This window comes from Spirosoma koreense, from assembly GCF_054777875.1.
In genome coordinates this window covers 1,391,161-1,408,712 of sequence record NZ_BAAHAC010000022.1, presented here as the reverse complement: position 1 = coordinate 1,408,712, position 17,552 = coordinate 1,391,161, and the positions used below count along the sequence as shown (strand labels likewise).

The 17,552-nt window shown below is 52.8% G+C and carries 20 protein-coding genes; 16 read left to right on the top strand and 4 right to left on the bottom strand.

Features of this window, described 5'->3' with window-relative positions:
* The first annotated feature begins 232 nt into the window (after positions 1 to 232).
* The 4 genes from ACYVC2_RS19240 (at position 233) to ACYVC2_RS19225 (ending at position 3,966) form a co-directional block, all read left to right on the top strand.
* A complete protein-coding gene (locus ACYVC2_RS19240; RefSeq protein WP_461107192.1) occupies positions 233 to 1,219 on the top strand; it encodes a YihY/virulence factor BrkB family protein in 987 nt (328 codons plus the stop codon).
* A 382-nt stretch (positions 1,220 to 1,601) separates the two neighbouring features.
* Entirely contained in the window at positions 1,602 to 2,456 is an 855-nt protein-coding gene (locus ACYVC2_RS19235; protein WP_461104695.1) for an SDR family oxidoreductase, read from the top strand.
* Between the two features lie 112 nt (positions 2,457 to 2,568).
* On the top strand, positions 2,569 to 2,973 hold the full coding sequence (locus ACYVC2_RS19230; protein WP_461104693.1) for an energy transducer TonB: 405 nt from the start codon (positions 2,569 to 2,571) through the stop codon (positions 2,971 to 2,973).
* A 96-nt stretch (positions 2,974 to 3,069) separates the two neighbouring features.
* The gene (locus ACYVC2_RS19225) at positions 3,070 to 3,966 is read left to right on the top strand and encodes a YihY/virulence factor BrkB family protein (protein ID WP_461104691.1); all 897 of its coding nucleotides are present in this window, start codon (positions 3,070 to 3,072) and stop codon (positions 3,964 to 3,966) included.
* Between the two features lie 69 nt (positions 3,967 to 4,035).
* Here ACYVC2_RS19225 and ACYVC2_RS19220 read toward each other — a convergent pair whose 3' ends face one another.
* From ACYVC2_RS19220 to ACYVC2_RS19205, 4 genes are all read right to left on the bottom strand, one after another.
* Complete coding sequence (locus tag ACYVC2_RS19220; protein WP_461104689.1) at positions 4,036 to 5,529, bottom strand: serine hydrolase; 1,494 nt, start codon at positions 5,527 to 5,529, stop codon at positions 4,036 to 4,038.
* A 110-nt stretch (positions 5,530 to 5,639) separates the two neighbouring features.
* Positions 5,640 to 5,984: a YciI family protein gene (locus ACYVC2_RS19215; protein ID WP_461104687.1), complete on the bottom strand. Its 345-nt coding sequence runs from the start codon at positions 5,982 to 5,984 to the stop codon at positions 5,640 to 5,642.
* Positions 5,985 to 5,999: 15 nt separating this feature from the next.
* Positions 6,000 to 6,419 carry an ester cyclase gene (locus ACYVC2_RS19210; RefSeq protein ID WP_461104685.1) on the bottom strand — a complete coding sequence of 140 codons (420 nt, stop codon included), beginning with the start codon at positions 6,417 to 6,419 and terminating at the stop codon, positions 6,000 to 6,002.
* A gap of 70 nt (positions 6,420 to 6,489) precedes the next feature.
* A complete protein-coding gene (locus ACYVC2_RS19205) occupies positions 6,490 to 7,383 on the bottom strand; it encodes a helix-turn-helix domain-containing protein (RefSeq protein ID WP_461104683.1) in 894 nt (297 codons plus the stop codon).
* A 162-nt stretch (positions 7,384 to 7,545) separates the two neighbouring features.
* Between ACYVC2_RS19205 and ACYVC2_RS19200 the strand changes: the two genes are divergently transcribed.
* From ACYVC2_RS19200 to ACYVC2_RS19145, 12 genes are all read left to right on the top strand, one after another.
* Entirely contained in the window at positions 7,546 to 8,016 is a 471-nt protein-coding gene (locus tag ACYVC2_RS19200; protein ID WP_461104681.1) for a lipocalin/fatty-acid binding family protein, read from the top strand.
* 195 nt (positions 8,017 to 8,211) lie between these two features.
* Complete coding sequence (locus ACYVC2_RS19195) at positions 8,212 to 9,078, top strand: hypothetical protein (protein WP_461104679.1); 867 nt, start codon at positions 8,212 to 8,214, stop codon at positions 9,076 to 9,078.
* A gap of 127 nt (positions 9,079 to 9,205) precedes the next feature.
* A complete protein-coding gene (locus ACYVC2_RS19190) occupies positions 9,206 to 9,970 on the top strand; it encodes a M15 family metallopeptidase (RefSeq protein ID WP_461104677.1) in 765 nt (254 codons plus the stop codon).
* A 48-nt stretch (positions 9,971 to 10,018) separates the two neighbouring features.
* Positions 10,019 to 11,161: a glycoside hydrolase family 5 protein gene (locus tag ACYVC2_RS19185; protein ID WP_461104675.1), complete on the top strand. Its 1,143-nt coding sequence runs from the start codon at positions 10,019 to 10,021 to the stop codon at positions 11,159 to 11,161.
* Positions 11,162 to 11,208: 47 nt separating this feature from the next.
* A complete protein-coding gene (locus tag ACYVC2_RS19180) occupies positions 11,209 to 11,433 on the top strand; it encodes a DUF2281 domain-containing protein (protein ID WP_461104673.1) in 225 nt (74 codons plus the stop codon).
* Entirely contained in the window at positions 11,430 to 11,816 is a 387-nt protein-coding gene (locus tag ACYVC2_RS19175; protein WP_461104671.1) for a type II toxin-antitoxin system VapC family toxin, read from the top strand. Before ACYVC2_RS19180 ends, ACYVC2_RS19175 begins: the two co-directional genes overlap by 4 nt.
* Before the next feature lie 98 nt (positions 11,817 to 11,914).
* Positions 11,915 to 12,433 (top strand): RNA polymerase sigma factor, encoded by a 519-nt coding sequence (locus tag ACYVC2_RS19170; RefSeq protein ID WP_461104669.1) that lies wholly within the window; start codon positions 11,915 to 11,917, stop codon positions 12,431 to 12,433.
* A complete protein-coding gene (locus ACYVC2_RS19165) occupies positions 12,417 to 13,187 on the top strand; it encodes a HEAT repeat domain-containing protein (RefSeq protein ID WP_461104667.1) in 771 nt (256 codons plus the stop codon). The genes ACYVC2_RS19170 and ACYVC2_RS19165 overlap by 17 nt, the downstream gene beginning before the upstream one ends.
* A 43-nt stretch (positions 13,188 to 13,230) precedes the next feature.
* The gene (locus ACYVC2_RS19160) at positions 13,231 to 14,010 is read left to right on the top strand and encodes a DUF4097 family beta strand repeat-containing protein (RefSeq protein ID WP_461104665.1); all 780 of its coding nucleotides are present in this window, start codon (positions 13,231 to 13,233) and stop codon (positions 14,008 to 14,010) included.
* A 20-nt stretch (positions 14,011 to 14,030) separates the two neighbouring features.
* Entirely contained in the window at positions 14,031 to 14,729 is a 699-nt protein-coding gene (locus tag ACYVC2_RS19155) for a DUF4097 family beta strand repeat-containing protein (protein ID WP_461104663.1), read from the top strand.
* Between the two features lie 143 nt (positions 14,730 to 14,872).
* On the top strand, positions 14,873 to 16,528 hold the full coding sequence (gene glgP / locus ACYVC2_RS19150) for an alpha-glucan family phosphorylase (RefSeq protein ID WP_461104661.1): 1,656 nt from the start codon (positions 14,873 to 14,875) through the stop codon (positions 16,526 to 16,528).
* 214 nt (positions 16,529 to 16,742) lie between these two features.
* A complete protein-coding gene (locus ACYVC2_RS19145) occupies positions 16,743 to 17,498 on the top strand; it encodes a hypothetical protein (protein WP_461104659.1) in 756 nt (251 codons plus the stop codon).
* Positions 17,499 to 17,552: the final 54 nt, after the last annotated feature.

Genomic DNA, 17,552 nt, shown 5'->3' with positions numbered 1-17,552 from the left:
TTTGTGGCTATTGGCTGGAGTGGTAACCACTACAACGGTAGGCCATTGGCTAACAACAAATAGCTATAAATGAACATTTTAGGTAACAACTCGATTCGGTTTTGGTTATCTATTCTAAGTGAAGTGGCCTGGCCAAGTTGTGTTTGGCAGGCGGCTTCTATTGGAAAACGATATACCTATGGCTAATCTAATGGCCCGGTTCTACAATGGACTATTTGCCGACTCGATACCTATGAAAACGCATCCGGTTAAGCCGAAGAAGGCTTCTGAACAAAGCTTTTTCGCGAACGCATGGACTGTTCTGAAAGATGCATTCAACAGCTTTTTAGATGATCGCTGCCTGAAGCTGAGCGCAGCCCTGGCCTACTACACTATCTTCTCGCTGGCCCCCCTGCTTGTGCTGATTATCTCGCTGGCCAGTATTTTTTTGGGCGAAGAAGCTATTCAGGGGCAGATTTTCGGTCAGATCAACGGGTTGGTCGGCAACGAAGCCGCCAAGCAAATCCAGGATATGATCAAGAGCGTAGGCCTCTCGGGAAAAACCAGTACGGCACTCGCTATTGGCATTGTTACCCTGGTCATCGGTGCCACCAGTATTTTCGTCGAGATTCAGGATTCGGTCAACCTGATCTGGCGGGTAAAAGCCAAACCTAAACGTGGCTGGCTGAAAATGCTGAAAGACCGGCTTCTCTCCTCTTCCCTGATCGTCAGCCTGGGTTTTTTATTGTTAGTATCTCTGATCGTCAACGGCATTGTACTAGCATTGAGCGATCAGCTTTCCCGTTTTCTGCCCGGCCTGGGGGTTTACGTGGTCAGCGCGCTGAATTTTCTGGTTAGTACGGCCGTCATTACGATTCTTTTCGGAGTGATTTTCAAAGTGTTGCCCGATGCTAAAATCAACTGGAAAGATGTTCGCTGGGGAGCCATATTTACAGCCCTGCTCTTTATGCTCGGTCGCTATCTGATTGGTTTGTACATCGAAACTACCGGCACCAGTTCAACCTACGGAGCCGCCGGATCGCTTATCGTTATTCTGACCTGGATTTATTACACGGCAGCTATTCTGTACTTCGGCGCAGAATTTACGCTGGCTTATGCCAACCACTTTGGCGTTAAAATCGAACCAGCCGACTATGCCGTATACGTCGAGCAAACCGAGCGGGAGCGCGACGTAGCGACTATTCCCACCCAGGAGAAAGTAGAGGCCGCCAGAAAATGAGTGTTCGGATCGCGGCTGGAAAGCCGCGCTTGTTGATAGCTAAAATACCGAATCTGTGCGCGGCTTTCCAGCCGCGGTACGAACATAACCCGATGCGGAGTAATGGGTTCCGCATCGGGTTATTTGTTTTGGTTGAATGGTGGAATAAGAATATAGATGGTGTGGTTTGGATGATGTAAGAATAACGGATTGACGGGCCGATGTTCAATGAGAACTGCTACCAATTGGCAAAAAACCGGTATCAAACCGCGGTGAAGCTGCCTGATCTGTAGTTTCTTATCGCACCCACCCAGGCATATGTCATTTTGATTGTCAACAGTTTATCAACTGATTTGCTCCGAATCCGTGGCTTTCATACGTTTGTCTGCAGAACTTCATTGGTATGAATGTCGCAGTCATCGGCGCAACCGGCCTGATCGGAAAGCCTGTCACCGAGCAATTGATTAAAGCTGGCTTTAAGGTTACCATCCTGACTCGGCAGACCGAACAGGCGCAGGCCATGTTTCCGGAAGCCCGGGTGGTGCAGGCAGACTTGCAGAACTCAACCAGCATCTGCGTCGGTTTACAGAACCAGCAGGTTCTTTATCTGAGTCTTTCGGTCAGGCAAACCGAGAAACCTGAAGAATTTCATACAGAGACCGACGGTATGAAAACGATTATTGCCGCTGCGAGAGCGGTCGGTATTCGCCGAATCGGTTATCTGTCGTCGCTGGTGATGCGCTATCAGGGTATGAATAGGTTCGACTGGTGGGTGTTCCGAATTAAACACGAAGCCGTTCGACTGCTGAAAGCATCCGATATTCCGACGACGATCTTTTACCCGACTACGTTCATGGAAAGTTTTCAGATGCAGACGCAGGGCCCTTTTCTGGCGCTGGGAGGCTCATCGACGGTTCGGTTATGGTTCATCGCTGGTCAGGATTACGGACGACAGGTAGCAAAGGCGCTCCGGCAATCTGATCAGAACAGTTACGATTACGTGGTTCAGGGACCGGAAGCCCATACCTACGAAGCTGCGGCCCGGCTCTTTTGTCAGCATTACCACAGAAAGCTTTTCGTGCTGAAAGCGCCTATAGGTGCGCTCCAGTTTCTGAGTCGGTTTAGCAGAAAACTAAACTACGGCAGCCATATCCTCGAAGCGATGAATGAGTACTCTGAGCGCTTCGAAGCCGAATTGACCTGGTCAGAACTGGGTCGACCCACCACAACGATTAAGGATTTTGCCCAGCGGGCTTAGTCGGAGACGCGTATATACCATTCCCTCAAAAATAATGCGTTGGTGTTTCCCAACGGACTACGTTTGTCGACAAAGGGCTATCATCTGTATCGTCAATCGCTAACGCTCGCTTATGCCTGCTTTCCTGCTTCTTTTTCTACTACTGGGGATACTTCAGCTTCCTGCCCATGCGCAGGCGGATTCTACGGCCTCGGCCAATTCACCCATATTTACGGTGGTCGAACAGCCTCCTCAGTTTCCCGGCGGCATGCGTAAGCTCGGCGATTATATCAAACAGAACCTTCACTATCCGGAAGCGGCCCGCACGGCCCGACTGGAGGGTCGTGTATTCATAACGTTTATCGTCACCGATCAGGGCATCATCCGCGATGTCAAGGCGTTGAATCACCTGGGGCAGGGACTGGATGAAGAAGCTGTGCGCCTGGTCGCTAGTATGCCCGCGTGGGAACCCGGCCGACAGCAGGGAAGAGCCGTAAACGTGCGTTACAACATACCCGTCAATTTTAGTTTACGCTGATAGACGACACGCGCGGATTTCTGTTCGGGATCGGTCCGTTGCCTAAACTATGTTGCACAACAGATCGTTAGCCAGATTCAGGTACTCCGGTGAATTGTGAAAAAAGTGACCCCTGTTCTTCGCTTGGTGGCCGACGCGCTGGCGAACCTACGCGCCAACGACCCAATCCGGATGGCGGCTGCGACGGCTTTTTTCAGCTTTTTTGCCATACCGCCCATCGTTATTATTCTGAGCGAGTTGTTTGGCGGCTTGCTCAATGAACACAACCAGCGCATCAGCTGGCAACTTTTCCATAAGCTGGCCGACCTGTTTGGGCATCAGGGCGCCCGGCAACTGCGCGACATTTCCAAAAACCTTCAGCAACCGCGCTCCAGCCCCTTTTTAACGGTTCTGAGCGTGTTTATTCTGCTGCTGGCCTCCACCACCCTGTTTGCCATTATCAAAAATTCACTCAATCAGTTGTGGAGCGTAAAATCGTCGGCCCGTCGGCGCGTGTGGCATGTGTTGCTGGATAAAGTGATTGCCTTTGGCATCATTATCTTCTCGGGTTTTCTGTTCATTCTGTCGATGGCCATTCATCGGGCCATTATTCTGATGCAAACGCGCCTGCCAGACGGCATCGATTACGACTTACCCATGCTGGCGGGCCATCATCTGCTGTCGGTGGTTATGCTGACGGTTTGGGTGGCGGTCGTTTTCAAATACCTGCCCGACATCCGGATTCGCTGGCAGGCTGTTTGGGTAGGCGCGCTGGTTACGGGTATCCTGATCGATCTGGGCGAACAGGTGCTGGACCGGCTCCTGATCAATAGCTCTGTCAGTTCATTATACGGAACATCGGGAGCGATCATTCTGGTCTTGCTGTTTGTCTTTTATGCCTCCCTGATTTTTTACTACGGTGCCAGTTTTACCCGGCATTATGCCCAGTGGATTCATCTGGACGCCGAACCCAACGCCCACGCTGTCGCCTACCAGATCAAAGAGATCGATTGAACACAGAGTCATGGAGAACACAGAGGTTATTTTTCTCTGTGTTCTCCGTGACTCTGTGTTCAATCAATTTCACTTCCGGATGCGCTCTAACACGCTCTTTCCGTTCTGGTTATCCGGGTTTAAGGCAATCGATTTCTGATACATGCCGATGGCTTCGTCGGGTCGACCGTTTTTCAGCAGGGCCTCGCCCAGGCTATCGTACGCATTCCAGCTGTCGGGGTATAGAGCCACAACGAGCTTAAAGATTTCCAGCGCTTCTTTCGGCTTGCCACTTCCGTTCATGAGTCGATACCCCCAGTCATTGAGGTCGTTCTCCGTCGGCCGAAAACCCGGATTCGTTTGTTTCAGGTCGGCAAAAACCGTTTCGCTCTGGTCGAAACCCCGTTTCTCCAGTTGCATCCGCAGGGCGGTAATGGGATCGGATAACGGAATGGCCGGATTGAAGAACCCCGCCAGTTCATCGACAAACTCTTCGGGATAAGAACCTGCCAGATTGGTCAGCGCCACGATGGCCAGATCATCGTTCGGGTAAACAAACATGGCCGAGCGCGTTCCGCCCGTAATGACAATGGCATCGTGTCCGGGTCTTGGCTTGACCATCCAGCCAAGCGCCCATTGCGTAGGCGATCCATCGTTGTAAGTGCCCGGTGTCCAGAGCGTTTTCAGTGCTTCTTTGGTTTTCAACAGTTTCCCCTGTTGCAGCGCGATAATCCAGCGGGCCATCTCTTCGGCCGTGCTGTTCAGGCCCGAAGCCGTCCGGCGCATGGGCGGAAATTCAGCGTAGTTGATGATCAGCTTTTCTTTGCCAAGCGCTTTACCGTCGAGGTTGCTCACGTAGCGATACGACTGCACCATACCCGGAATCACATCGCGCGAATCGGCAAAACACGTGCCGGGCATTCCCACCACATCGAACTGCCGCTCCTGGAAAACCTGCGCAAACGGTTTCCCCCGGAGTTTGTCGATGATCTTGCCCAGCAGCACGTAGTTCGTTTGGTTGTAGCGAAACTGCGTTCCTGTCGGGAAGTCCATCGGGTAGGTCTGAATCTTGGCAAAGGTTTCTTCTTCCGTACCGATGCCCTGTAGTCCGTACGTACCGGGGTTCAGAATTCGGTTGATGTCGGGAAGACCCGAAACGTGGGTCAGCAATTGTCGGATCGTAACGGGTTGCCAGGCTTGCGGCAGGCCATCCAGATAGTAGGCCACCGGAGCCGCCAGATCGACTTTCCCTTCTTCGACGAGTTGCATCATGGCCACCCCCGTAAACGCTTTCGTACAGGAGTTGATCGGAAAAATGCTTCGGTTCGTAACTGGAATGGCGTCCTGCACATTAGCGGTACCGTACGACCTCGACAGCACAAGCTTTCCGTGCTGCACTACAGCCACCTGAAGTCCGGTAATTCGTCGTTCGAGTAGCTGTTTTTGCAGAAAGGCATCGACCGCTTTAGTCGATTGCGGCAGAGTCGAACCTGTTGGTTTCGTCTGCCCGAAGGAGCCGACGCCGGTTATCAGATAGAAGCAGGCCGATAGTCCGACCCAAAGACGAAGTCTGTTGTCACCCATACGAAGTCAATTTTGCTGGAAACTTCAGGCTCCGCGCGGGGTTACAGCATTGCTGAAAAATCGTAGCAGACTCGTAAAGAAAAGACGCTTCACTCAATCGTATTCTCCGCTCACATCGTCTCGCGGATTTCGAGAAAGCCGTCGGTATCCAGCATGGGGCAGGTTTGCGCAAGCGCTACGGCTTCGTCGAGGTCGCGGGCTTTGATGAGCAGATACCCTCCTACTATTTCCAGCCCGTTTACCTGATACAGCCCGTCCGAAACCTGCGGTCCCGACGCACCAGGGCGAATCACTTTCCCGGAGAGCGTCAGCGCATTCCCACTTCCCCAATGTCCCTTTGCCGCTAAATCGTCGATCCAGGCTTTCACCGCAAGCTGGTGCTGCCGATTGTCTTCAACTGGTGGGACAACTGTGCGCCCGTCGGGTTCACGAACCAGAATAAGGTAGTTTTTCATTCGAAAGCGAAGAAATTAAGCCTGAGTCAGTTGCTGAAGAACAGCGTGGGTATCGCGGATGCTCCAATGCTCGACGTATTTGCCGTCCTGTAGCCGGATGATGTCGATGATCGGAAAAATGATGGATCGGCCCGTGGCAGGAATGCCCATAAACGGACCGACGTGCGTGGCATGGAAGGCCTTACGCGTCACCACTTTATCCCCTTCGGCAATCTGATCGTAGATTTCGACCCGCAGATCGCCAAAAGCGGGTCGCAGTACGTCGAGGATGAAGCGCACCATGCCCTCCCGACCGGGCGGCATACCCGCTGGCGCTGTGCGATTGATAAATGAATCGGCGATGAGTTCGTCGAAAGCTTCGCGTCGGCCCTGTTCGATGGCTTCTTTGTTGAAGCGGGTCACGATGGCTTTGTTGTGGTCTGTTTCTGATAGCATACGGCTGTTGCTGATTGACGGGACAAAGCTACAGACCCGTTTCAGCGCCGTTATTGGCCGTATGTCGGTTTCAATGGTACATTTCGCGGATCGTTGTCCGGAAGGTGGCCGGGGTTTCACCCGACAGACGTTTGAAGAAACGGTGGAAATACGCGACATCGTCGAAGCCCAGTTGCCAGGCAATTTCTTTGGCCGACAGATCGGTGTGCAGCAGCCGTCGTTTGGCTTCCAGCATTAGTCGCTCGTGAATGTGTTCGATGGCGGTTTTGCCGCTCTGCTGCTTGATCCGGTCGTTCAGGTGGCCGGGTGTCAGATTCAGTAGCTCCGCATAATCGGCTACCTGGTGCAGCGTATCGTAATGCTCGTCGATATAGGCTCTGAATTTTTTCAGCAGGCTCCGGTCGGGCGAAGGCTGCTCCGGCAGGAACTGCTCCGTATAGAGTCGGCTCAAGTAGATCAGCAGCACGCTGACGTACGATTGCAGCATATCGTTTCGCCAGCTCTGGGTAGCATTGAACTCTGCCAGCATCTTACCCAACAGGTCTTCCAGGAACTGCACCTGGTCGGGCAGCAGTTTCATCTCGTGAGCATTGTCCGGATTCTGAATGATAGGCAGCTCACGCAGCGACCGGTTTTCATCCAGCTGCAGATATTCTTCAGTAAACGAGAGCATAATGCCGGTCATGGGCTCGCTCTGCTCTTTGACCTGCACCTGCTGGGGCGACGAAAAGTAAAAAGTGTTCGGCTGGAGCGTATACGGCACAAAATCGACCCAATGCCGACTGTTTCCCTGGCGCACCAGACACAGAAAATAATAATCTTTGCGGTGAGGTACCAGAAAGTTGGACTTGTGCCGCCGGAACTCTCCTTTTGCTTCGAACATATCAAAGACCGTACTGCCCGTGCTACTGCTTTGCGCAAGGGAGTACTGTTGAATCACCTCGTTCTGCCGATCGACAATCATTTGTAACGTGAAATCTTAAGATTTTTATGACAATGCTGCCCGAACCGGCATTGTCATAAAAATCTGTCTGTTATTTGCATACCATCTAAAAACCTGCGCCCCACGCGATCAGTTAAAATTACGGCGTTGTAGCGCAAAAAGCGAACACTTAATCAGCTTCCGATGACTAACTTATTCCAGGCACTGGTCGGTACGTGGTTTATTTGCAGCACAAGTTTTCCGATGTGGCTCAAAGGTGATAAAACAAGCCCGACCTTTACCTACTCCGTTACCCAACAAAAAGGCCAGGCCAACGTCTTGCTGGACGAAGTGAAGTACGTGCAGAAAGGCCAGCCCAAAACCCTCACCGGATTCGATTATCCAGACCCAAAAGATGATTCGGCCTTTGTCTGGCGCGGTAAAGGCCTGCTGAGTCTGGTACGGAGCCACTGGAAAGTGGCCTTGCAGGATCCCAACGGCCAATGGGCGGTTATCTGGTTTTCCGGAACGCTGTTCACGCGCGAAGGTGTCGACATTATTAGCCGGCAGCCGCAGCTTCCGGATGAGTTGCTCAACCATATCAAATCTCTGATGGCCGACGATCCGCAGCTGGCCAGACATCTCATCGACGTACGCGATCTGCCCATTCGCTGACGGGCTTCTTTTCGTTCATACAGTTTTCTGAAATGGTCTAATCAAAGGGGTAGATGTATCGTTTGGTGTGCCAGTCTACGGTCCAAAAACCATTTCCACCGGTTCAGCCAATCAATGATTCAGTTGAGCGAATGCTGGCTGACAGAACCGCCGTGCTGCTGTATGTTTACACCCTATCATTTCTCAGACAAACGTATGATCGCTCCTTTATTTTTGAGTGTGTTACTGCTATGCGCCAATGCGCTCCGAACGCAAACCCAGACGGTTCAGGCCGACTATGAAGCGCTGGTCGCGGCCGAGCGCGGATTTGCAAAAGCCGGTCGTGAGAATGGCATTCGGGATTCGTTTGTAGCGAACCTGGATGACCAGTCAGTTGTCTTCACCGGCGATCAGTTCAGACCGGGGAAAGCTACCTACGAGCGCGTTCCCGATGGCTCGCAACGCATTAGCTGGAACCCGAACTATGCCGAAATCGCAGCCTCCGGAACGTTCGGCTTCACGACCGGCCCTTTCGATGTCCGACCGGGGTTGAACGATGCCGCACCCGTAGCCTATGGGCAGTTTACGAGCGTGTGGCACAAAACCACGACCGGCGACTGGAAAGTACTGATCGACTTCGGCTGCGGGCATGCAAAACCTGTGCAGGCCGCTCCGAAATTAATTTCACCAACTCAGTTTGCCCGCAAAGCCACGGCGGTTGCCGATACAGCGGTCAGTAACCGGGAGTTGATGCAACTGGAAGCGACCTTCTCGCAGGCAGCCCGAACGCAAAACCTGCGTGACGCTTACAAAGCTGTTTTGCCAGCCAGCGATTCCCTTCGGCTATTGCGCGAAGGCCACGAACGCTACGAAGGTGCGGCTGCCAAGCGCTTAGCCGAAACTTCCGTACAACAGGTCGACTATCAGCCGTTGCGGGCGCTCACGGCTCCTTCCGGCGATCTTGGCTACAGTTATGGGTATGCAACCTTCAACGGTGCCCGGCAGGCATTCCTGCGGGTATGGCGTAAGCGTAGCGGTCGCTGGCAACTGGCGCATGAGGTGCTGACAGTTAAACTGAGCTAAGCATAGCGGTGAATCGTTTGTTTACCCAGCAACTGCCTTCTGGTGGCATTCGGAATAGATTTATTATCGACAGGCACGTTGAGATCGATTTAATGGGTATTTTTAGTCACCCTACTTCCTCTCCGCTATGGCCCGTTCGCTACGTTTTCTGATCTGCCTGAGCAGTTTATTGTTTATCCTGTCTCTATTCGGGCCGCCGACCAGCGCCCAGAAGTCGCTAACGTTTGATCTGCCGAAAAGCAAATACGGATTGCCGGTTGTAAATGACGTAGCCATTTACAAAAAAATCGTCGAAGCTGACCCCGACAATGAGCTGGTCGATATGCGCCAGATTCTGCCCGATGCCCAGTTCGACGTTACCTACGCCGACACGACGAATTTTCTCAAACGCAGGCTTTACCCAACCGCCGATGTATTCATGCGCAAACCGGCGGCTCTGGCGATCCGGCAGGCGAGCGACAATCTTAAAAAACAGGGCTTCGGTCTGGTACTGTTCGATGGGTATCGCCCCTATGCCATCACGGTGCTTTTTTATGAAGAACACGGCGACACAACCTTTGTGGCCGATCCGCGGAAAGGCTCGAAGCACAACCGGGGCATGGCTATCGACCTGTCGCTGTTCGACCGAAAAACCGGCAAGCGCTTATCCATGCCATCGGATTACGACGAATCGACTCCGCGCGCTTACCACAACTACATGCAGTCTGACAGCGCGTCGCTGGCTCATCGCGCGATACTAAGAGCGGCCATGGAGCAGGTCGGCTTTTCGATCTTTCCGTGGGAGTGGTGGCATTATGATTTTCGGGGTTGGGAACGTTGCTTTACGTACGACTTACCGCACCAGACGATCCGGCAGGCCAACAAAAGCCTGGCTAAAACCGGGGTAAAATGATCGCGGTCGGCGATAAGTAGATCGGCGATTTTCAGCGCTCTATTGGCCATGCAACGAAGAACGTTTATTCAGAACACGGGTCTGCTGACGGCAGCCCTGGGTACGGCCGGAACCGGTCTGCTTGCCGAAGCAAGGCCGACGGCCAAAAACAAGCTGCCGAAGTGGAAGGGTTTTAACCTGCTGGATTTCTTTTCGCCCGACCCAGCCAACAGTCGCCCGGCCACGCAGGAAGATTATTTCAAATGGATGCAGGACTGGGGCTTCGATTTTGTCCGGTTGCCGATGGCGTATCCATCGTACCTGAAATTTGACCGGAGCCGGAATATCACCCCCGACGAAGTGTATCAGATCGATCAGCAGGCAGTCGATCGCATCGACGCCCTGGTCGCGATGGCACACAAATACAACCTGCACGTGAGCCTGAACCTGCACCGGGCACCCGGCTACTGCGTCAACGCGGGCTTTCACGAACCCTATAATCTCTGGACCGATCAGGCTGCGCTCGACGCGTTCTGCTTTCACTGGAACATGTGGGCCAAGCGGTACAAAAACGTATCGTCGAAAAAAATCAGTTTCGATCTGCTCAACGAACCCAGCCTGCGGGCCGACATGAACGACCAGCTTTCCAAGCGGAGTTCGGTACCGGGAGCCACGTATCGGAAGGTAGCGCAGGCCGCGGCCGGTGCCATCCGGAAGGAGAACCCGGCCCACCTGATTATCGCCGATGGCAACGACGTTGGCAGTTCAGTTATTCCCGAAATTACCGACCTGGACATTGCCCAGAGCTGTCGGGGCTATAACCCGGGAATTATTTCGCATTACAAAGCGCCCTGGGCCAACAAAGACCCGGAGCATCTGCCCGAACCCAAATGGCCGGGGCAGGTAGGCGACAAATACCTGAGCCGTGCCATGCTCGAAACGTTCTATCAGCCCTGGATCGACCTGGTCAACAAAGGCGTTGGGGTGCACTGTGGCGAGTGCGGTTGCTGGAACAAAACCCCGCATGCTGTATTCCTGGCCTGGTTCAGCGACGTGCTCGACATTCTGACCAGCCATGGGATTGGCTTTGCGCTCTGGGAGTTTTCGGGCTCGTTCGGCATTCTCGATTCGGACCGCACCGATGTGGCTTACGAAGACTGGCACGGCCACAAACTCGACCGCAAGCTGCTGGAGCTGATCCGGAAGGTGTGAGTAAATCCATAGAAACGGGCATAATTAATTAACCGTTTCTTATATTCATGGTAAAAAGAAACGTTATGCAGGCCGCCGAACTAAAAATTCATGTTGTCAAAGAAATTGCCGAACTGTCCGATGAGCAATTTTTGCAGGTATACGATGATCTAATGCGCCTGCTTCATTCCCCTGCCCGGGTTCCTCGTTTCGGCAGTGCAAAAGGGTTGGTCACGTTCATGGCTGATGATTTCGATGAGCCTCTGGAAGACTTTAAGGAGTACATGCCGTGAACCTGTTATTAGATACGCATACGTTAATCTGGTATCTGGAAGGCGATCCACAACTTAGCCAGACCTGTCGGACATTGATTGAGGATGCTGGCAATGCCAATTTTGTCAGTATTGCTTCTTTCTGGGAAATTGCCATTAAACTAAGTATTGGTGGCAAGCTTGACTTATCGCAATCATTTGAGCAACTCAACCGTATTGTTTGGGAAAACAACATTACAACCCTACCTGTTCGCTTCGACCATACAGTGGTCATCAGATCTTTACCATTTCATCATAAAGATCCTTTCGACCGAATTATTATCGCTCAGTCGATTGTAGATGAAATGGCTTTGCTTAGCCGGGACGGCCATTTCGACGCGTACTCCATTCGTCGCTTCTGGTAGCACCGACCTTCCCAGCCGGTGTTCCAACTTACCCCTTTTTCAAAAATTTTCACTCCTGCCTGTAATGTTTTCTGATTTCAGTCGTCTTTGTCACTGAAATGGATCTACAAGCTTTCAAACAACGCATACTGCCCGTTCAGGGACGCCTTTTTCGGCTGGCGCAATTGTTTTTGCGCAACCGCGAAGAGGCCGAAGATGCCCTACAGGATGTGCTGCTCAGGCTCTGGACCAACCGCCAACAGCTGGATGCGTACCACAGCGTCGAAGCGCTGGCCGTACAGATGACCAAAAATCTCTGTCTGGACAAGCTGAAAGCGCACAACAGGCAGAAGATGAGCGATGCGGCCGACATGCTCAGCCTGCAGGCCGATGGCGTTTCGCCCTACCAGCAGCTTGAATTCGCCGACAGCGCCGGACTGATTCGCAACCTGATCGATGCCATGCCCGACCAGCAAAAGCTTGTGCTCCACCTACGCGACGTGGAAGAATACTCCTTCGAGGAAATCGAACAGATTACGGGACTCAGCGTCAACAACATTCGAGTGATTTTGTCGCGGGCCCGACAGCGGCTGCGGGATAATTACGTAAAAGCAAACGACTATGAAGCAGGACATTGAAACGCTGCTGGAGAAATATTACGAGGGCGAAACCTCGCTGGCGGAAGAAAAACAGTTGCGAAATTACTTCCAGCAGGAGAACATTCCGCCCCACCTGCAGCAGCACGCCGAGCAGTTTCGCTACTTCGCCACCAGCCGAAGCCAACACCCGTCGGCTGAGTCGATCAGTCGCCTGGCCGACAAACTGAACGCGCCCGAACCGGGCCGAGTCGTCAGTCTGACAAGCTGGAGTCTGCGGCTGGCGGCCAGTGTAACCCTGCTACTCGTCGGATTTGCGGGCGGTCTGTTTTACAACCAGCGGCAGGCCACGACAACCAATGCACAAACCACGGCGACCGCTGATGCACCGGTTCAGGAAATCAAAAAAGTGCTGGCCTTCGAACACATGCCCAGTACATCGGCCAGCGAACGGATTCAGGCTGTCAACCAGAGTTCCGAGCTCCCTCAGGCCGATCAGGACATTACTCAGTTGCTGCTCAATACGCTGAATTTCGACGCGAACGTAAACGTGCGGCTGGCGGCCTGTCAGGCACTGGCGCGCTTTGAGAATGAGTCGGCCGTGCGCGATGGCCTGATTCAATCGCTCAAGGTGCAGACCGACCCGAACGTTCAGATTACCCTGATCGAGGTACTGGTGGCGATTAAAGAAAAACGAGCCGTCAACGAAATGAAACGGCTGGCTCAGAACCGCCAGTTGCTCGACGTGGTGCGCCAGAAGGCGGAAGAAGGCGCTAATCGGCTGATTCATACGTAGAAACTCCATTACAAAGTATCCATTTTTTAATTCCAATTCCTTCATGAAAAAGTTGCTTCTGCTAAGCCTCAGCTTGGCGTGGTGCCTCACTACGGCCAATGCTCAGGAATACAAGACCAAATTGACCAATAGCAAAGACCGAAAGGTGACGATTGAGATGGACGCGGCCCAGCTCAAAATCGAAGGGCACAACAGCGACGAGGTGCTGATTCAGGCTTCGTCGGGCTACGAAGCCCCCCCCGAACGCGCCAAAGGGCTGAAACCAATCTACAACACGGCCGTCGATAACACCGGCATCGGGCTGGCCGTAACCCAGGAAAGCGGTGGGCTGAAGATCGAAAAAGCGGCCCGCAAGCAGATCACGTACACGATCAAGTTACCCCGAAAAGTGGCGATCCTCTACCAGGAGGTCAACTGGCACGGGTCCAAAGTCATGATCAGCAACATGGACGGCGATCTGGAAATCCGCACCAACAACTCGTCGATCGATCTGGACAACGTTACGGGGCCGGTGGTCGCCAACACCATCAACGGCGAAGTCAACGTGGTGTATTCGAACCTTAGCCAGGAAAAACCTACGGCAATTTCGACCATCAATGGACCAATCGACATTACCCTTCCTGCAGGTTCGAAAGCGAATCTGAAGCTCAGCTCAATTCAGGGCGAGATGTACACAGATTTTGATCTGGGGGTTAAGAACACGAAAGATGGCATGTCGAAAGTGGGCGGAGGTCGCAACATCGACGGCACTACGAACGGTGGTGGGGTTGAGTTGCAACTCAAAACCATCAACAGCAACATCTACATCCGTAAGCAGAAATAACCCTCTCCCGACCCTTTCCCATGAAAAAAACGCTCTATCTCCTTCTCTTCACGCTGCTGGTCGGCCCGGCCTTTGCGCAGAAAATCATTGAGAAAAACTTACCGGTAGCACCCAATCAGCTCGTCAACCTGAACCTCAAATTTGCCGACAGTATTCAGGTTCGTTACTGGGATAAACCGACGGTTTCGGTGCGCATCGAAGTCACCGTTAACGGTGGCCGACTGAATGACGCGTTCACCGTAACGACTAACTCCACGGCGCAGGAAGTCAGTCTCAAAACCGACTTCGACAAGGAGATGACGAAGCAGGGAAAGGCCGAAGACTGCCCCGATCAGCGCTACTCCTGGAGTTCCGACCGCGACGGTCAGCGCTCGTGGGTATGCAGCGACATCAACTACCAGGTCTTTCTGCCCAAACAGGCTCAGTTACAGTTAGAAACCATCAACGGTAATATCGACATTAAAGGCGCCATGGGACCGGTCTTTGCCAAAACCATCAGTGGCTATGTCGACATGAGCTGGCCCGGATCGAAAGGGGCCAACGTAGCCATGAAAACCATTACCGGCGAGGTGTATTCGGATATGACCATCGACTTTAAAACGAAGAAACAGAAGAACCCGATTGTGGGCTACCTGCTGGAAGGAACCGTCAACGGTGGAGGCCCGGCTGTCCGGCTCGAATCGATCAGCAACAATGTCTATCTGCGAAAAACCAACTAAACGCAGGCAGGATTCTTCATCATAGCCTCAGGGCTTTTCCCAGACAATCGGTTTCGACAAACCAACGTACTGGAAAAAGCCCTGATTCGTTTGCGGAGAAGAAAGCGGATTTTTTCTAGCTTGCTTTTCTTACCCGCATACCTATGATCTCTCAACTTCCGGGGGCCTTCCGCCCACCTTACTCTGTCGACGATCGGTTTAAGAAATCGGTTGTTTACCTGTCCATGGAAATAGCCGTCGATCAGGCCCTGAAAACTTACTCAGGTGGCCTGGGGTTTCTGGCCGGCTCACACATGAAAAGCGCCTTTGAGCTGAATCAGAACCTGATCGGAATCAGTCTTTTGTGGAAATACGGCTACTACGATCAGGTTCGCAAGACCGACAATGCCATGGACGTACAGTTTCGCGAGAAGCTGTACTTTTTTTTGGAAGATACTCATATCGAGTTTACCATCGATATCGCTGGTCAACCCGTCCGGGTACGCGCTTATTACCTGGACCCGAAGCACTTTCAGACCGTTCCGCTGTTTTTTCTGACTACCGACATCGACGGTAACGACGGTCCGGCCCGGTCCATTTCCTATCGGCTGTACGACAACGATGTCCATCTGAAAGTTGCCCAGTGTATGGTGCTCGGCATTGGGGGAGCCAAACTCGTCGATGCGCTCGGTGCCATGCCGGATGTGTATCACCTCAACGAAGCCCATGCCGTGTCGGCGGCTTTTTACCTGTATCAGAAGCTCGGCTCCGTCGATGCGGTGCGTCAGCGGCTGGTCTTTACGACCCACACGCCGGAAGAAGCCGGCAACGAGAGGCACGACATCAACCTGCTGAACGACATGCACTTTTTTGGCGACCTGCCGCTGGCTCGCGTCCGGGAGATGACAGGCATTCAGGACAACGTCTTTAATCATTCGCTGGTGGCTTTGCGGTTGAGTCGGCTGGCCAATGGGGTTTCCAAACTACACGGCGAGGTAGCCCGGCATATGTGGGGACGCTACGAAGGCATTTGCCCCATCAAACACATTACGAATGCGCAAAACCAGCGCTCCTGGACCGATCCGGCCATTGAAGCGGCCCGGCTGGCGCAGGATACAAAGGCGATTGCCACCCGAAAAGTTGAGTTGAAACAACCCTTGTTCAGGGTTGTTGCCGATCAGACCGGTAAGCTTTTCGATCCGAACGTGCTGACGCTGGTCTGGGCGCGTCGGTTTGCCGCCTACAAGCGTCCGGATTTACTGACGCAGGATTTGGAGCGGTTTACGCGTCTGTTGAAACAGTCGAAGTATCCGGTGCAGCTTATCTGGGCGGGCAAACCCTATCCGATGGATAGCAAAGCAACCGACATCTTTAACCAGTTGTATTACCTCAGCCACCTGTTTCCGAACATGGCCGTGCTGACGGGTTACGAACTGGGACTTTCCAAACTACTGAAAGACGGTGCCGATGGCTGGCTGAACACGCCGATTGTCAACCGGGAAGCTTCGGGGACCAGCGGCATGACAGCTGCCATGAACGGAGCCGTCAATATTTCGACCAACGACGGCTGGATTCGGGAGTTTACCAAACCGGGCGAGAACAGTTTCCTGATTCCTGTGGCCGACCCCCTCCTACCCGACCACGCCCGCGACGAACTGGACCGCGACAACCTGTTCGACCTGATCGAGCGCGAGATCATACCCATGTATTACGAGCGCCCCGACGACTGGCAGGCTTTAGTTTTACGCAGCATGAACGACGTGAATGGCTATTTCGGCGCCAACCGTATGGCAACCGATTATTACGAACAGTTGTACTGAAGTCATTAAGTGGTCATGGATTGTCATTTGTTGTCATTCATTGTCTTGGTTGTCTACCACGCGACAAATGACAACAAATGACAATCCATGACCACTTAATGACCTTTATCCCACAAATCAGCGGGTTTCTCATTGAGAAATCGCCGTTGAACAAACTAAGCTGGCCGATCTGCAGGGAGTGGTTTTACTTTGGTGGATGCTTCAGGCAAAACTTATGAAACACCTCCTCTTTATCACCAGCCTGCTGATCGGTTCGTTCGGGTCGGCAACCGCTCAGATCGACACACTCAACACCACGAATCTGAAAGTAAACCTGGCCGCTTTTCGCGACGGAAAACGGACCTATGCCGTTTTTTTCGAAGACAGCGCCACCGGAAAACGACTGACGACACCCGACCTCTGGGACCGCACCATTCGCCTGGTAACCTCGCCAACGGGTCAGAAAACGTATCAGTTCGGCTGGAAATGGTATCAGAAAGACTCGCTGATAGCGGATGTTACGGCGACTGGCGTGCTACCTTCGCTGGCTCCGCTGACCCACGATGCTACCTACGCCAAACGTGGGAGCCGGAACTTCGTCTTTAACGGATCGACGGTTAGTATTCCGGTGGCTCATCGACACACAGCCAAAGACAGTTCATTTGCTGTTGTCATGAATCCGCCTGCCTTTGAATTTCCAATGGATCTGGAAATTCTCCCGCTGGTGCCGTTTAAAAACGTGGGACAACAATTTGCGATTGCGTTTTACGAGCCTGGTAGCCCAGCTTCTAATTACTATCGGCTAACTGTTATCGGTCGTGAGGATTTACCCGTTGGAGGGAATGCCAGAATCAACTGCTGGCTTCTGAAAATTGATTACGGACAGCGGGGGGCTCACGCTACGTTCTGGATTTCGGATCAGCACCGCGAGGTGGTAAAAATGCGGGAATACTTCCAGGGGCGCTACCGCTATAAGGTTAAACTGTATTGAGTCAAGATTAAGTAGATTAACACCCGTTTCCGGTTTGCCGAATAGCGTCCGTTC

Coding starts and splice junctions, on each gene's coding strand:
- ACYVC2_RS19170 (WP_461104669.1), top strand. CDS start 11,915: ATGGATCTACAAGCTTTCAAACAACGCATACTGCCCGTTCAGGGACGC.
- glgP (WP_461104661.1), top strand. CDS start 14,873: ATGATCTCTCAACTTCCGGGGGCCTTCCGCCCACCTTACTCTGTCGAC.
- ACYVC2_RS19220 (WP_461104689.1), bottom strand. CDS start 5,529: ATGGGTGACAACAGACTTCGTCTTTGGGTCGGACTATCGGCCTGCTTC.
- ACYVC2_RS19195 (WP_461104679.1), top strand. CDS start 8,212: ATGATCGCTCCTTTATTTTTGAGTGTGTTACTGCTATGCGCCAATGCG.
- ACYVC2_RS19240 (WP_461107192.1), top strand. CDS start 233: ATGAAAACGCATCCGGTTAAGCCGAAGAAGGCTTCTGAACAAAGCTTT.
- ACYVC2_RS19180 (WP_461104673.1), top strand. CDS start 11,209: ATGGTAAAAAGAAACGTTATGCAGGCCGCCGAACTAAAAATTCATGTT.
- ACYVC2_RS19165 (WP_461104667.1), top strand. CDS start 12,417: ATGAAGCAGGACATTGAAACGCTGCTGGAGAAATATTACGAGGGCGAA.
- ACYVC2_RS19235 (WP_461104695.1), top strand. CDS start 1,602: ATGAATGTCGCAGTCATCGGCGCAACCGGCCTGATCGGAAAGCCTGTC.
- ACYVC2_RS19145 (WP_461104659.1), top strand. CDS start 16,743: ATGAAACACCTCCTCTTTATCACCAGCCTGCTGATCGGTTCGTTCGGG.
- ACYVC2_RS19200 (WP_461104681.1), top strand. CDS start 7,546: ATGACTAACTTATTCCAGGCACTGGTCGGTACGTGGTTTATTTGCAGC.
- ACYVC2_RS19205 (WP_461104683.1), bottom strand. CDS start 7,383: ATGATTGTCGATCGGCAGAACGAGGTGATTCAACAGTACTCCCTTGCG.
- ACYVC2_RS19210 (WP_461104685.1), bottom strand. CDS start 6,419: ATGCTATCAGAAACAGACCACAACAAAGCCATCGTGACCCGCTTCAAC.
- ACYVC2_RS19160 (WP_461104665.1), top strand. CDS start 13,231: ATGAAAAAGTTGCTTCTGCTAAGCCTCAGCTTGGCGTGGTGCCTCACT.
- ACYVC2_RS19155 (WP_461104663.1), top strand. CDS start 14,031: ATGAAAAAAACGCTCTATCTCCTTCTCTTCACGCTGCTGGTCGGCCCG.
- ACYVC2_RS19185 (WP_461104675.1), top strand. CDS start 10,019: ATGCAACGAAGAACGTTTATTCAGAACACGGGTCTGCTGACGGCAGCC.
- ACYVC2_RS19190 (WP_461104677.1), top strand. CDS start 9,206: ATGGCCCGTTCGCTACGTTTTCTGATCTGCCTGAGCAGTTTATTGTTT.
- ACYVC2_RS19215 (WP_461104687.1), bottom strand. CDS start 5,984: ATGAAAAACTACCTTATTCTGGTTCGTGAACCCGACGGGCGCACAGTT.
- ACYVC2_RS19230 (WP_461104693.1), top strand. CDS start 2,569: ATGCCTGCTTTCCTGCTTCTTTTTCTACTACTGGGGATACTTCAGCTT.